This is a genomic window from Micromonospora sp. NPDC000207, from assembly GCF_040300925.1.
Lineage (GTDB): Bacteria > Actinomycetota > Actinomycetes > Mycobacteriales > Micromonosporaceae > Micromonospora.
Map to the genome: position 1 here is coordinate 17,114 of NZ_JBEPEQ010000032.1, position 14,038 is coordinate 31,151.

Genomic DNA, 14,038 nt, shown 5'->3' on the forward strand with positions numbered 1-14,038 from the left:
GGGTACGCCCGGTTCATCCGGACCCGCTACGGTGACACTGCACCACCGCGTGCCGGCATGACCGTAATCTGGTGTGTCGGCGTTGCGCTCCTCGGCGGGGCGGGCGGCTCTGACCCCGGCGGGGCGAGCGGTTCCGACACCGGCGGGGGAGCGGCTCCCTCGGGTGGTGCGCCGCCCTGCCCGGGTGGTGGAACGGCAGACACGGCCGCCTTAAAAGCGGCTGCCGCAAGGCGTGCGGGTTCGACCCCCGCCCCGGGCACCGACACTCTCAGCTTCCCTTCAGCTTACCGATCCCCACCCGGCAGCCTCGGCCGTTTACTCTTGGGGTGCACGTTCACGTGCGACGACCCCCTGAGGGAGGCCTGAAAGTGAAGACTTCGAACCCGGTGCTCGCCCGCCTCGGTAAGGCGGCCGAGCAGGAGCGGGCCGCCGGGTACGCTCCGACCGGGCCGTACGGACAGCCCGGTTATCCACAGCAGCAGTACCCGGGTGCCCCCGTCGGCTATCCGGCCGCACCGCCGACCGTCACACCGATGTCGCTGGACGACGTGGTGGTCAAGACGGTCATGCTGCTGGCCATCGTGGGTGCCTCGGCCGCTGCGGCCTGGGTGCTCATGCCCGATGCCCTGCTCGGCATCGCGTGGATCGGTGCCGCCGTCGTCGGCCTCGTCCTCGGCATGATCATTTCGTTCTCCCGGATGGCGAACCCGGCCCTGGTGGTCGCGTACGCAGTCGTCCAGGGCGTCTTCGTCGGCATGATCAGCAAGACGTTCGAGGCGCTCTACAGCGGCATCGTCCTGCAGGCCGTGACCGCCACCTTCGGTGTGTTCTTCCTGATGACGATGCTCTACAAGGCGCGCGTCATCCGAGCCACCCCGAAGTTCGTCAAGGGCATGATCGCGGTGATGGCGGGCCTCTTCGCCGTCATGCTGATCAACCTGGTGCTGGCCCTGTTCGGCGTCAACACCGGCCTGCGCGACGGTAGCCCGCTGGCCATCGGGTTCAGCCTGGTCTGCATCGTCGTCGCCGCCCTGAGCTTCGTGCTCAGCTTCAACGAGGTGGAAGAGGGCGTCCGGATGGGGCTGCCTCAGCGCTACTCCTGGACCGCCGCCTTCGGCATCCTGGTCAGCCTGATCTGGCTCTACATCGAGATCCTGCGTCTGCTCAGCTACTTCCAGGGCGACGACTGACACGTCGCCGTCGACCGACGCCCGCCCCGCGACCCTGCGGCGGCGGGCGTCGGTCGTTCCGGACCGGGCACCGCGGCCTCGGAGCGAGGGCGGGGCGTCGGTCGTCTCCGGCACCGCGATCCGGCGTCGGTCGTCTCCGGCACCGCGATCCGGCGTCGGTCGTTTCGGCCCCGGGACGGGGCCGGCCGTAGACTCGACGTCGATGAGTGCAGCGGACCTGACCCGGGCGAGGGATCTCCTGATCAATCAGGTGGGGCACTGGCAGCAACCCCGGTGGGCGGCCACCGCTGCCGGCGGCAACGTCTCCCGGGTCGACCTGGTGCACCGGCTGGTGCAGGAGATCGCCAACCTGGCCGCCGACGCGGAGGGCGGGCCACGGCGGGCCGTACCCCGGGCGGAGAACGACCTCAGCCTCCCCGACCAGCTCCGGGTGGTGGTCGCCGACCTGGTCGCCGCCGACCCACCCGCCCACGTCCTGGCCCGCGCCACCGAGACGCTGAACGCCACCCGCCGGGCCCTCTGACCCGTCGACCTGTCAGTTGAGGCGTTCCAGGACCATCGCCATGCCCTGCCCGCCGCCGACGCACATCGTCTCCAGGCCGACGGTCCGGTCGTGCCAGTCGAGGGCGTTGAGCAGGGTCCCGGTGATCCGGGCACCGGTCATACCGAACGGGTGACCGACGGCGATCGCGCCGCCCATCACGTTCACCTTCTCCTGCGGGATGCCGAGCTGCCGGTACGAGGGGATCACCTGCGCGGCGAACGCCTCGTTGATCTCCACCAGGTCCACGTCGTCGACAGTCATGCCTGCCCGGGCGAGCGCCTGCCGGGACGCCTCGACCGGACCCAGCCCCATGATCTCGGGGGAGAGGGCGGTGACCCCGGTGGAGACGATCCGGGCCAGCGGGGTCAGCCCGAGGTCCCGGGCCCGCTGGGCGCTCATCACGACCACGGCTGCCGCCCCGTCGTTGAGCGGGCAGCAGTTTCCGGCGGTGATCCGACCGTCCGGGCGGAAGACCGGCTTGAGCCCGGCCACCCCCTCCAGGGTCACCCCGGCCCGGGGGCCGTCGTCGACGCCGACCAGCGTGCCGTCCGGGGTGGTCACCGGGGTGATCTCCCGGGCCCAGAAGCCGTCGGCGATCGCCTTCTCGGCGAGATTCTGACTGCGGACGCCGAAGGCGTCCATGTCGGCGCGGGTCACGTCGTACAGCTGGGCGAGGTTCTCGGCGGTCTGCCCCATGGTCAGGTAGATGTCGGGAAGGTCGCCGGCCTCGCGGGGATCGGTCCAGACCTCCGCGCCGCCCCCTGCTCGCCGGACGGACCGGTCACCGGCCGCCGCGAAGCGGGGGTTCTCCCAGCCGCCCCCGACCAACGCCTGCGCCTCGGGCGGCAGCCCGTCGGAGTTGCCCCGGGCGTACCGGGAGACGCACTCGACCCCGGCGGAGACGAAGACGTCACCCTCGCCGGCCCGGATGGCGTGCATCGCCATTCGGGTGGTCTGCAACGACGACGCACAGTACCGGGTCAGGGTCGCGGCGGGCAGGGTGTCCAGCCCGAGGAGGGTGGCCACCACCCGGCCCAGGTTGAAGCCCTGCTCCCCGCCGGGGAGGCCGCACCCCAGGTAGAGGTCGTCGATCTCGGTCGGGTCGAGCTGGGGCACCTTGTCCAGGGCGGCCTGGACGATGGTGGCGGCGAGGTCGTCGGGGCGGACGTCACGCAGGGATCCCTTGTGCGCCCGCCCGATGGGGGAGCGGGCGGTGGCGACGATGACGGCGTCGCGGGACGACTCGGTCGGCATGAGCCAACGTTAACTCGCCGGTAATATCTGGCGGAAGTCACTGCCGTCGCGGGAACCGTCACCCCGGGCTCGCCCCGGCGGGGCCGGTCACTGCCGGGTGGCGACAGCGGCGGCGGCGACCACGGCGGGCAGCAGCGCGTGGGCCCAGAGCCGGTATCCGTCGGCCGAGGGGTGGAAGCCGTCGTGGCAGAACGTACCCGGATCCGCCCGGAAGACCGGGCCGGTCTCGGCGGCCAGGTCCACCACCGTGCCCCCGGCGTCGAGCACGGCGACCGTCTGGGCGTCCGCGACCCGCCGACCGGACCAGCCGACCACCTGGCGCAGCGGCGGCGCGATCGCCCGAGCCGCACCCAGGTCCGGGCAGGTCCCGACGACCACCTCGACCCGGGCCTCCCGCAACCTGTGCACGGCCAGGCCCAGGTGCGCGGCGATGTCGGCGGGTCGACCGAAGCCCGTCGCGTCGTTCGCCCCGATCAGGACGAGGGCCACGTCCGGCCGCTCGCCGAGCAGCGCCCGGGCGACCTGGGTGGAGAGGTCGACCGAGCGCGAACCGGAGACCCCGACGCTGGACAGGTGCACCCGCCGACCGGTCGGCCCCTCGGCGAGCAGGTGGGCCAGCTGACCGCCGACTGTCTCCTCCAACCGGGCGACCCCGACGCCCAACGCCGACGAGTCCCCGAGCAGCACCAGACGCAGCACCGGAGCGCCGGGACGACCGACTGTGGCGCGCAGGGCGAGCCCCAGCTCCGGCTGGGCGTACCGGCGGTGGCGGGCGATGAGCGCCTCACCGGCGAGCACCGCCGCGCCCCCCACCGTTCCGGCGACCACTGACAGCGCCGCCGCTCGACCGAGCCGGGCGGCGAGCCGACCAGGGATGACGTGACTGTTCATGTCAGTCCTTCCACTGTGGGTGTTTCGGCGGTGGCCGTCCCCGGGCCCGGCTGTCGGCCGACCCCGGTGGCGGTCGAGGCCGGATCGGCCCCGCCGGTCGTGACCCCCTCGTCCCCGTGGCTGCCGGCCCGAGGATCGGGGCCCGCACCGAAGAGGGTACGGCGACGCAACTGCGCCCATCGTCCCGCGGGCCCCCGCTCCCGCCCGCTGACCTCGGTGCCGCTGACCTCGGTGCCGGCGTTGCGGGCCGCCTCCCTGGCCGCCTGCGGCAGCGACCGGACCCCCTCACCGAGGGTGAGCGGACGCCGTTCCGGCCCACCGCCAAGCGCTGCCAACACGGTCGGCAGCAACGCGGCGGCGGCCATCGCATACCCCTCGGCGGAGGGGTGGAACCGGTCCCAGGCGAACATCCGGGTGGGTTCGGCGGTGAACCGGGGACCCAGCAGGTCGGCCAGCGACACCGTCCACCCACCCGACTCCACCACCGCCACCGTCTGGGCGGCGGCCAACTGGCGACTCCACCGGCGGGCCAGCCAGCGCAGCGGGGGCTGGATCGGCCGGATCGCCCCCAGGTCCGGGCAGGTGCCGACCACCACAGCGCAGTCCGACTCCCGCAGGGTCCGGACCGCGTCGACCAGGTGGCGTACGGCCACCGCGAACGGGCTCCGGTTGGTGACGTCGTTGCCGCCGATCAGGATGACCGCGACGTCCGGCGAGTGCTCCAGGGCCGATTCGACCTGCGGCTTCAGCCCGGCGGAGAGCGACCCGACCACCGCGAACCGGTGCAACCGCACCGGGCGGCGCAGCCGGCGGGACAACCCGGTGGCCAGGAGCGCGCCAGGGGTCTCCCGGCGGCGGTGCACGCCGTACCCGGCGGCGATCGAGTCCCCGAGGACCACCACAGTTAGCGGCGGGCCGGGGAACCTCGCCCCGTAGACACCGTCGCAGCGGGGTGGCGGGGCCTCGGCGGCGGGAATCGACCGGCGTGCTGCGCGGGCCTGCCCGAAGAGCACACCGGTGGTGGCGGCGAACGTCGCCGCCGTGGCGCCCGTGCCGATCGCGGCGACCCGGACGATCCGCCGGGCCAGCTGTCGGCGTGGGGCGGCCCCCGTCGGTGCGACAGAACCAGCAGCGACCCCCATACCGCGACATTATCTCGTCCGTACGACACCCTGCCGCACTCGTCGTGGCCGGTGGGTGCCGGGATGGCGACGATCGGGGTACGGGTTTCCGACAGTGCCAGACGTCGGCGGGTACGACCGGGTGGCGGGCGCGTGCTTCGATGGCCCACGATGGTCGGGGGTAGAGAAGAGGTGTCGAGATGGGCAGGACTCTGAAGCGGACCGCGGCGTTCACCGCACTGGGCCGGGCGTTGGCGGCGGGAACCCGGGGCGGGCCGCCGCTGGGGACTCGGATCGCGGCGGTGCCCCGGATGATCAGGGCCAGCGTCAAGGGCGACTACGACGGTGGCCTCCGGCTGGCCATGATGACCGCCGCCGTGGCGTACGTGGCCTCGCCCGTCGACCTCGTGCCCGAGTTGATGCTCACCGTGTTCGGGCTGGTCGACGACGCTGTGGTGATCACCTGGTTGGCCGGGACCGTGCTCGCCGAGACCGAGCGCTTCCTGGAGTGGGAGGCCGCCGGCGGCTCCGTCATCCCGGGTCATGCCGTCGGCTGATCCCCCGTACCCTGGGCTGCGGAGCAGCCGACTGCCCGGCGCTGTCGCCGGTGCCGACGCAAGGGACACAACGAGGTGCAGTACTACGACAACGTCGTCGAGATGATCGGCAACACACCGCTGGTGCGCTTGCGCAACGTCACGGCCGGGATCCGGGCCACCGTCCTGGCCAAGGTCGAGTACCTCAACCCGGGTGGCTCGGTGAAGGACCGGATCGCGCTGCGGATGGTCGAGGACGCCGAGGAGGCCGGGATCCTCAGGCCGGGCGGCACGATCGTCGAGCCCACCAGCGGCAACACCGGTGTCGGGCTGGCCCTGGTGGCACAGCTCAAGGGCTACCGGTGCGTGTTCGTCTGCCCGGACAAGGTCAGCCAGGACAAGCAGGACGTGCTGCGGGCGTACGGGGCCGAGGTGGTGGTCTGCCCGACCGCCGTCGCCCCGGAGGACCCCCGCTCCTACTACAACGTCTCCGACCGGCTGGCCCGGGAGATCCCCGGCGCCTGGAAGCCCGACCAGTACAGCAACCCGGCCAACCCGCGCTCGCACTACGAGACGACCGGCCCGGAACTGTGGGAGCAGACCGGCGGACGGATCACCCACTTCGTGGCCGGGGTGGGCACCGGGGGGACCATTTCCGGCATCGGCCGCTACCTCAAGGAGTCCTCGCAGGGGCGGGTGTCAGTGGTCGGCGCCGACCCCGAGGGCTCGGTCTACTCCGGCGGCACCGGTCGCCCCTACCTTGTCGAAGGGGTCGGAGAGGACTTCTGGCCGACGACGTACGACCGGAGCGTCGCGGACCGGATCGTCGAGGTGTCTGACAAGGCGTCGTTCGAGATGACCCGGCGGCTGGCCCGCGAGGAGGGGCTGCTCGTCGGTGGTTCCTGCGGGATGGCTGTGGTCGCCGCGCTGGAGGTGGCCCGCGAGGCGGACCCCGACGACGTGATCGTGGTGCTCCTGCCGGACAGCGGCAAGGGCTACCTCTCCAAGATCTTCAACGACGCCTGGATGGCCCGGTACGGCTTCCTCACCACCGAGGAGGCCGAGCCCACGGTGGCCGACGCCCTGCTCGACAAGCCCGACGGTATCCCCGAGCTGGTCCACGTCCACCCGACCGAGACGGTCCGGGACGCCATCGACTACATGCGCGAGTACGGCGTCTCCCAGCTCCCGGTGCTCAAGGCGGAGCCCCCGGTGGTCACCGGTGAGGTGGCCGGCTCGATCGCCGAGCGGGACCTCCTCGACGCCCTCTTCACCGGGCAGGCCCACCTGCACGACACGATCGAGCGGCACATGGCCGACCCGTTGCCGATGATCGGTGGCGGGCAGCCGGTGAGCGAGGCGGTCGGCCTGCTGGAGAAGTCCGACGCGGCCCTGGTCCTGGTCGACGGCAAGCCCAAGGGCGTACTCACCCGACAGGACCTGCTGGCCCATCTCGGGGCCCGCTGACCCGTACCCCGGACCGAGCCGCGCCGCTGCTCCCGCCCGGTGAGAAGGGGCCCCTTCTCGACCGTATGCGTTAAGAAGGGGCCCTTCCTTACAGCGGGCGGGTGTAGCGGAGGTGGGTGGTGGGGGTGCCGCCGAAGACCTCGGGCCGGCTCTCGCCGGTGGGTTGCCAGCCACCCTGCTCGTAGAACCGGCGGGCACCGGTGTTGCCTTCCAGGACCCACAGCCCCGCCCGGTGCCACCCCTGCGCCCGCATGGCGTCCAACGCGTCGATCATCAGGGCTCGGCCGGTCCCCCGGCCCCGTTCGGCGGGGTCGAGGTGGATGGCGTGGAGCAGGCCGGCGTCCGGGTCGCCCTCGTCGTCCGGGCCGACGTAGCTGAACCCGACGAGTCGACCGTCCCGCTCGGCGACCGTCATCAGGTGGTCGTCCCGTTCCCACCCCCACCGCTCGGCCCAGTACCACCCCATCGCCTCGCCGGACGGGGCGGCCAGCGCCTCGGGCGGCAGGAAGGCGGAGTAGGTGGCCACCCGGGACCTGTGGTGCAACGCCCCGACCGAGGTGAGGTCCTCGACGGTGGCGTCGCGCAGGGTGATGGTCACCTGGTCGAGGCTACCGCCGGGGCGGGACCGGCACCGTGGCGAGATCCTCGGCGACGACGAGGTCCCCGGTGAAGTGTTCGCGGGCCTCGTCGACGAAGCGGGTCGGGTCGGCGTACCGCTGGGAGAAGTGGGTGAGCACGAGGCGGCGTACCCCCGACTCGGTGGCGACCCGGGCGGCCTGGGCGGCGGTGAGATGCCCGACCTCGGCGGCGAGGGCGGCCTCGGAGTTCAGGAACGTCGCCTCGATGACCAGCAGGTCGGCCGCCTCGGCCAGGGCGTAGACCCCGTCGCAGAGCCCGGTGTCCATGACGAGGGCGAACCGCTGCCCGGGTCGGGGCTCGCTGACCTCGTCCCGGGTGACCCGTCGTCCGTCGACGTCGAGGTGGCCGAGGCGGGACAGCTCACCGACCGCCGGTCCGGTGATCCCGTACGCGGCCAGCCGCCCCGGCAGCATCCGTACGCCGTCGGGTTCGACGAGCCGGTAGCCGTACGTCTCGATCGGGTGGTGCAGCCGACGGGCCTCCAGGGTGCCGCAGCGCAGCGGGATCCGCTGCCCGTCGGCGTGGATCGGCTCGACGGCCAGTTCGGCGGTCTCGTGGAAGGCGCTGGCGTGCCGCAACCGGGCGAAGTACTCGGCACCTGTGGCGGGGAAGTGCACCGCCACCGGGTGCGGGACCCGGTCCAGGCTGAGCCGTTGGATGGTTCCGGGCAGCCCCAGGCAGTGGTCGCCGTGGAAGTGGGTGACGCAGATCCGGGTCAGGTCGGTGGCGGTGACAGTGGTGTGCAGGAGTTGACGTTGGCTGCCCTCGCCCGGGTCGAAGAGGATCACCTCGTCGTCCCAGCGCAGGACGTACCCGTTGTGGTTGCGGCGTCGGGTCGGCGTCTGGCTGGCCGTTCCGAGCACCACCAGCTCACGCATGGACACGGCGGGCCTCCGCAGACAATGAAGCGACCCCCGGGGCTTCCGCGCTCTCGCGCGGGCCGACTGGACTTGGGCCGGCACCCCGGGGGTCGGGTGGCTGTCGTGGTTTCGCCGCACCGCTGCCACACGGTCTCGACGATGGTGCTGGTGCCCGCCTCGCGGCGGACGGGGTTCACTGTCGAGGACAGCGGCTAGCGGACAGCCACCTCACGAGTCCGATTGCTATACAAGTCTGGACCACCTCCTTTCCCGTGTACCGCCACGCTACCCACGATCAGGCCCCCTCCGGTACTGATTTTTCGCAGATTCCGGTCGAGGTGGGGAAGGTCACGGACAGTGACCATGGGGTCGCGGGTCGGCCGGGTGGAGCCCGCCCGGCTGGGTCAGTCGACCCCGATCGGCCCCGCCTTGGGGCCGTCCTCGTCGGCCGACTGGACCGACAGGGACGGGAAGTCCGCCAGGTCGCCCTCCGGCTCGGCGTCCCACTCCGGGAAGACCAGGTCGCTCTGGAGGTAGAGGCAGAGGAGTTGGGTCAGGTGACGCAGCCCTTCCAGGTGGGTGCGTTCGTGACCGTGGGTGGCGTCGACCCCGAAGCCGAGCAGCGCCACCCGGGCGTGCGCCCCGGCCTCCACCGCCGCTGCCACGTCGGAGCGGTAGTAGTCGAAGACGTCCCGGACCAGGTTGACGTCGTGTTCGGCGGCGATCTCGGCCAGTTTCCGGGTCAGGTGGTAGTCGAACGGCCCTACCCCGTCGCCCATGGCCAGGGTCACGGTCTCCTCCCGGGACTGCTGGCCGGGGGCGACGACCGCCGCGTCCACCGAGACGATCTCGGCGACGTCCGGGTCGAGGCCGTGGCTGGCCCCGTGCCCGATCTCCTCGGTGACGGTGATCAGGAGGTGGGCGGTGACCGGCGGCGTCACTCCGGCGTCGACGAGCGCCTTGAAGGCGGTCAGCACCGCCGCCACTCCCGCCTTGTCGTCGAGGTGACGGGACTTGATGAACCCGGTGGGGGTGAAGGTCGGGGTGGACACGATCGCCACGAAGTCGCCGGCGTCGATGCCGAGCGTCCGGAGCCCGGCGATGTTCTCGACCCGCTGGTCGATGCGGACCTCGACGTGCTCCCAGCCGACGCCCTGGTCGTCCACACCGTCGTTGTAGCGGTGCCCGCTCGCCTTCAACGGCAGGACCTGACCGGTGATCACCTCGTCCAGGTCGTCGGTGAAGATCCGGACGTGGGCACCCTCGGCGAAGCGGGCGCTGTGCGTGCCGATCGGCTTGACCTCCAGCCGGCCGTTCTCCTTCAGCCGCTTCACCATCGCCCCGATGGTGTCGGTGTGCACCACGATCGCCCGGTCGGCCCCGGTGTCGCGGGGGCCGGGGAGGTGGGCGTTGAGGGCGCCCCGGCGGGTCAGCGTGGAGGGGATCCCCAGCGCCGAGAGTCGTTCACCCACGTACTGCTGAATGTGGTCGGTCCGTCCCGACGGGCTGGGGATCTCCAACAGTTCCCACAGCACCTGCTGCAGGTAGTCAAGATCGATCTTGAGAGGGGCGATGTCGCGTACCGTCATTCTCCCGATGGTGCCGCACCGGCCGGAGACCACAGCCGCTGCGGTGCCCTCGTGCCGGGAAACAGCAGGTCGACGAAGCGTTCGGCGGTCGGCTGCGGTTCGTGGTTGGCCAGCCCCGGGCGCTCGTTGGCCTCGATGAACACGTACTCCGGCCGGTCGTGGGCGGGCACCAGCAGGTCCAGCCCGGTCACCGGGATGTCCAGCGCCCGGCTGGCCGCCACGCACGCCTCGGCGACCGCCGGATGCAGTTCCTCGGTCACGTCATGGATCGTCCCACCGGTGTGCAGGTTGGCGGTCCGGCGGACGGTGAGCAGTTCACCCTGGGGCAGGACGTCCTCCATCGCGTACCCGGCCTCGGTCACCACCTCCCGGGTCATGTCGTCGACCGGGATCCGTGACTCACCGCCGGTGGCGGCGGCCCGCCGACGGCTCTGCCGCTCGATCAGCTCCTCGATGGAGTGGACCCCGTCCCCGGTGATCGCGGCGGGTCGGCGGATGGCGGCGGCCACCACCTCGTGGTTGATCATGATGACCCGGAGATCCTCCCCGGTGCACATCTCCTCGATCAGCACCTCCGGGCAGAACCGGGCGGCCAGGTCGAGGGCGTCGGCCAGCGCCTGCGGGGTGCGTACCCCGACGGTGATGCCGTTGCCCTGCTCACCCCGGGCCGGCTTGACCACGACCGGGCCCGCCTCCCTGAGGAAGGCCGCGTCCCCGTCGTCCCGGGTGGCGGTCCGACCCCGGGGCACGTCGAGCCCGGCCGAGGTGAGGATCCGTCGGGTGACCCGCTTGTCGTCACAGCGGCTCATCGCCACCGCCGAGGTCAACTCGGACAGCGACTCCCTGGTGTGTACGGTCCGGCCTCCGGTGCTCAACCGCAGCTCACCCCAGATCGGGTCGGTGACCTCGACCCGGATGCCCCGCCGCATCGCCTCGTCGGCGACGATCTTCGCGTACGGGTTGAGCTCGTCGTACCCCTGCGGGGTGGCCGGGAGGAAGAGCCGTTCGTTGATCGGGTTCTTCCGCTTCACGCAGAGGGTGGCGGTCCGGAAGAAGCCGAGCCGCTCGTAGAGCCGGATCGCCCCGTCGTTGTCGGCAAGGACGGAGAGGTCCACGAAGGACCGCCCCCGGTCGGTCAACCGGGCGGCCAGCTCCAGGAGGAGAGCCTGACCGGTCCCCGGCGGTGCCTGGTTGAAGTCCACGGTCAGGCACCACAGGCTCGCCCCGTTGTCGGGGTCGCCGAAGACCGCCACGTGGTCGACGCCGGTGATGGTGCCGACGATCTCCCCGTTGGGTGTCTCGGCGACGAGGTGCAGGAACCGGTCGGTGCCGGCGTTGTCCACCAGGACCTCGACCGGGGCGGTGACCATGCCGTTGCGGGCGTAGATCCGGTTCACCGCGTCCGCGTCTGCCACGTCGCGCAGCCGCCGGATCCGCAGCCCGGGGACGTCCCCGTGCTCGGCCGCCTGGGCGGTGTCCTCGACGGCCGGACGGCCCGGGTCGCCGATGCCGTCCGCGCCGTCCGGGGCGTCTGCCCCGCTCACCCGGCCCGGGCCGAGGGGCAGCCGGAAGGTCAACGAGGGGTCGATGAACAGCTCGTCCGGCAGGCGGGACACCAGGACGTGGGGATCGCGCAGGTAGATGCAGATGTCCCGGGCCCCGGCAGCCTCGGACCGCAGGACGTCGGCGACGGCTGCCTGGTCGGTGAAGGTCTGCCCGAAGACCAGCCGCCCCCACCCGCAGTCGAGTACCACGCTCGGGTCGTCGGCCGGGTGTTCGCGGTGGGCCACGCCGTTGAGCGGGGCCACCGGGTCCCCGCCGGGGCCGACCCGTTCGTACCTGCGTCGGCCGCGTGCCCGGTCGGTTCGCGCCACGCCGGTGGCCAGGGTGTCAGTCACGGTCAGTCGATTCCGTGGCTCTGAAGCCACATTTCCAAGAGTCCGAGCTGCCACAGCTTGTTTCCGTTCAACGGGGTGAGTTCGGCGTTCGGGGCGTCGAGCAGGTTCTTCACGTAGTCGGAACGGAACAGGTTCCGTCGCCGGGCCTCCGGTGCGGTGAGCGCGTCGTGGACCCGGTCGAGGAGCTTGTCCTCCAGGTGGGTGAGGCCGGGGACCGGGAAGTAACCCTTCGGCCGGTCGATGACCTCGTGCGGGAGGACCCGTCGACCGATCTCCTTCAGGACGCCCTTGCCGCCCTGGGCGAGCTTCAGCTCCGGTGGGCAGGTCGCCGCGAGCTCCACGAACTCGTGGTCGAGGAAGGGGACCCGGGCTTCCAGGCCGTGGGCCATGGTCATGTTGTCGACCCGCTTGACCGGGTCGTCGGTGAGCATGATCTGGGTGTCCAGGCGCAGGCCGGCGTCGACGGCCGTCTCGGCCCCGGGGCGGGACAGGTGCCCGGCCACGAACTCCCGGGCCGGGTCGCCGTCGGCCAGCCAGGCCGGGTCGAGGACCCGGGCCAGCCCTGCCGCGTCCCGGTCGAAGAACGCCGAGGCGTACGTGTCGAGGGCGGCGTCGCGGTCGACCCGGGCCAGCGGCGGATACCAGTGGTAGCCGCCGAGGATCTCGTCCGCCCCCTGGCCGGACTGCACCACCTTGACGTGCTTGGCAACCTCCTGGCTGAGCAGGTAGAAGGCCACGCAGTCGTGGCTGACCATCGGTTCGGCCATCGCACCGACGGCGGCCTCCAGGGGTCCGACAAGGTCCTGGGCGGCGACCCGGATCTGGTGGTGGTCGGTGCCGAAGGTCTTCGCCACCACGTCGGAGTACCGGAACTCGTCGCCCTCCCGGCCGCCCACCGCGTCGAACCCGATGGAGAAGGTGGACAGGTCCCGCTGTCCCTCCCCGGCCAGCAACGCCACCACCAGGCTGGAGTCCAGCCCACCGGAGAGCAGCACACCGACTGGCACGTCGGCGACCATCCGGCGCCGGACGGCGGTGGTCAACGAGTCGGACAGGGCGTCCTGCCAGTCCCGCTCGGTCCAGTCGGCCCGCTCGGGGACCCGGAGGAAGGAGGGGGACCAGTAGATCCGCTCGTCGACCCGGCCGTCGGGCTCGTAGACCCGGACGGTGGCCGGGGGAAGCTTGGCGACCCCGCGCAGGATGGTCCGGGGCGGCGGCACGATGCTGTGGAAGCTGAGGTAGTGGGCGAGCGCGACCCGGTCGATGGTGGTGTCCACGCCGCCGCCGGCGAGCAGGGCGGGCAGGGTGCTGGCGAACCGCACGGTGGTCGGGGTCTCGGTCAGGTAGAGCGGCTTGATGCCGAGCCGGTCCCGGGCCAGCACGAGCCGGCCGGTGGCCCGCTCGGTGATCGCGACGGCGAACATGCCGACCAGGTGGTCGACGAAGTCGGTGCCCCACTCGGCGTACGCCTTGAGCACCACCTCGCTGTCGCCGGAGGAGAAGAACCGGTGGCCCCTGCTCTGGAGCTCCGCCCGCAGCTCCCGGTAGTTGTAGATGCAGCCGTTGAAGACGCCGGTGAGTCCGGCACCCGGATCCACGACGGGCTGGCCGCTGGCGGCGGAGAGGTCGATGATCTTCAGCCGGCGGTGGCCGAGCGCCACCCGCCCCTGGGACCACACCCCGCCGTCGTCCGGGCCCCGGTCGCTCATCGTCGCCGCCATGCGTTCCACGGCCGACACGTCGGCACGGGAACCGTCACGTCGGAACTCCCCTGACAGTCCGCACATGGAGGAAATGCTGCCAGGGGTGCGCGAAGATTGCCCGTTCGGGGGGCTGGCACAGGCCAATCCGTCTGATACGATTCAGAATTTTTCTAGTTAAGAGGTCAAGCGGGCGGCGGCTGTCGGCCACCGAAGAAATGTCAGGTTCCGTGCCGATTTGGATGTGACAAAGGGCACCGATTCGTTCTGTTCGATAAGGGCTCCCGCCGAGCCCGTGACCGCGACTCCAGGACCCGGATCGGGCGGGTGACAATCAGGGTCACCCGCC

At 71.8% G+C, this 14,038-nt stretch carries 12 protein-coding genes and 1 tRNA gene; 5 read left to right on the forward strand and 8 right to left on the reverse strand.

What is annotated here, in order from left to right; genetic code table 11:
- Positions 1 to 178 precede the first annotated feature (178 nt).
- The 3 genes from ABT336_RS10620 (at position 179) to ABT336_RS10630 (ending at position 1,713) form a co-directional block, all read left to right on the forward strand.
- A tRNA-Leu gene (locus ABT336_RS10620) sits at positions 179 to 259 on the forward strand.
- Between the two features lie 109 nt (positions 260 to 368).
- A complete protein-coding gene (locus ABT336_RS10625; protein ID WP_350896284.1) occupies positions 369 to 1,190 on the forward strand; it encodes a Bax inhibitor-1/YccA family protein in 822 nt (273 codons plus the stop codon).
- 202 nt (positions 1,191 to 1,392) lie between these two features.
- Complete coding sequence (locus ABT336_RS10630; RefSeq protein ID WP_350896285.1) at positions 1,393 to 1,713, forward strand: hypothetical protein; 321 nt, start codon at positions 1,393 to 1,395, stop codon at positions 1,711 to 1,713.
- A 12-nt stretch (positions 1,714 to 1,725) separates the two neighbouring features.
- Here the strand turns inward: ABT336_RS10630 and ABT336_RS10635 are convergent, their stop codons facing one another.
- The 3 genes from ABT336_RS10635 to ABT336_RS10645 form a co-directional block, all read right to left on the reverse strand.
- On the reverse strand, positions 1,726 to 2,988 hold the full coding sequence (locus ABT336_RS10635; protein WP_350896286.1) for an acetyl-CoA C-acetyltransferase: 1,263 nt from the start codon (positions 2,986 to 2,988) through the stop codon (positions 1,726 to 1,728).
- Between the two features lie 87 nt (positions 2,989 to 3,075).
- Positions 3,076 to 3,879 (reverse strand): SGNH/GDSL hydrolase family protein, encoded by an 804-nt coding sequence (locus ABT336_RS10640; protein WP_350896287.1) that lies wholly within the window; start codon positions 3,877 to 3,879, stop codon positions 3,076 to 3,078.
- Positions 3,876 to 5,021 (reverse strand): SGNH/GDSL hydrolase family protein, encoded by a 1,146-nt coding sequence (locus ABT336_RS10645; protein WP_350896288.1) that lies wholly within the window; start codon positions 5,019 to 5,021, stop codon positions 3,876 to 3,878. The genes ABT336_RS10640 and ABT336_RS10645 overlap by 4 nt, the downstream gene beginning before the upstream one ends.
- Positions 5,022 to 5,200: 179 nt before the next feature.
- Here ABT336_RS10645 and ABT336_RS10650 point away from each other — a divergent pair, with 179 nt between their 5' ends.
- Positions 5,201 to 5,557 carry a YkvA family protein gene (locus ABT336_RS10650; RefSeq protein ID WP_350896289.1) on the forward strand — a complete coding sequence of 119 codons (357 nt, stop codon included), beginning with the start codon at positions 5,201 to 5,203 and terminating at the stop codon, positions 5,555 to 5,557.
- Between the two features lie 75 nt (positions 5,558 to 5,632).
- The gene (locus ABT336_RS10655; RefSeq protein ID WP_350896290.1) at positions 5,633 to 7,003 is read left to right on the forward strand and encodes a cystathionine beta-synthase; all 1,371 of its coding nucleotides are present in this window, start codon (positions 5,633 to 5,635) and stop codon (positions 7,001 to 7,003) included.
- Positions 7,004 to 7,091: 88 nt separating this feature from the next.
- On the opposite strand, the gene ABT336_RS10660 is transcribed toward ABT336_RS10655, so the two are convergent.
- From ABT336_RS10660 to ABT336_RS10680, 5 genes are all read right to left on the reverse strand, one after another.
- Complete coding sequence (locus ABT336_RS10660) at positions 7,092 to 7,601, reverse strand: GNAT family N-acetyltransferase (protein WP_350896291.1); 510 nt, start codon at positions 7,599 to 7,601, stop codon at positions 7,092 to 7,094.
- Between the two features lie 10 nt (positions 7,602 to 7,611).
- A complete protein-coding gene (locus tag ABT336_RS10665; protein WP_350896292.1) occupies positions 7,612 to 8,526 on the reverse strand; it encodes a ribonuclease Z in 915 nt (304 codons plus the stop codon).
- A gap of 380 nt (positions 8,527 to 8,906) precedes the next feature.
- On the reverse strand, positions 8,907 to 10,091 hold the full coding sequence (locus ABT336_RS10670; RefSeq protein ID WP_350896293.1) for an osmoprotectant NAGGN system M42 family peptidase: 1,185 nt from the start codon (positions 10,089 to 10,091) through the stop codon (positions 8,907 to 8,909).
- Positions 10,088 to 11,989, reverse strand: a complete 1,902-nt coding sequence (gene ngg, locus ABT336_RS10675) for an N-acetylglutaminylglutamine synthetase (protein ID WP_350896294.1) — start codon at positions 11,987 to 11,989, stop codon at positions 10,088 to 10,090. Before ngg ends, ABT336_RS10670 begins: the two co-directional genes overlap by 4 nt.
- A 2-nt stretch (positions 11,990 to 11,991) precedes the next feature.
- Positions 11,992 to 13,776: an N-acetylglutaminylglutamine amidotransferase gene (locus ABT336_RS10680; RefSeq protein ID WP_350896295.1), complete on the reverse strand. Its 1,785-nt coding sequence runs from the start codon at positions 13,774 to 13,776 to the stop codon at positions 11,992 to 11,994.
- Positions 13,777 to 14,038 lie beyond the last annotated feature (262 nt).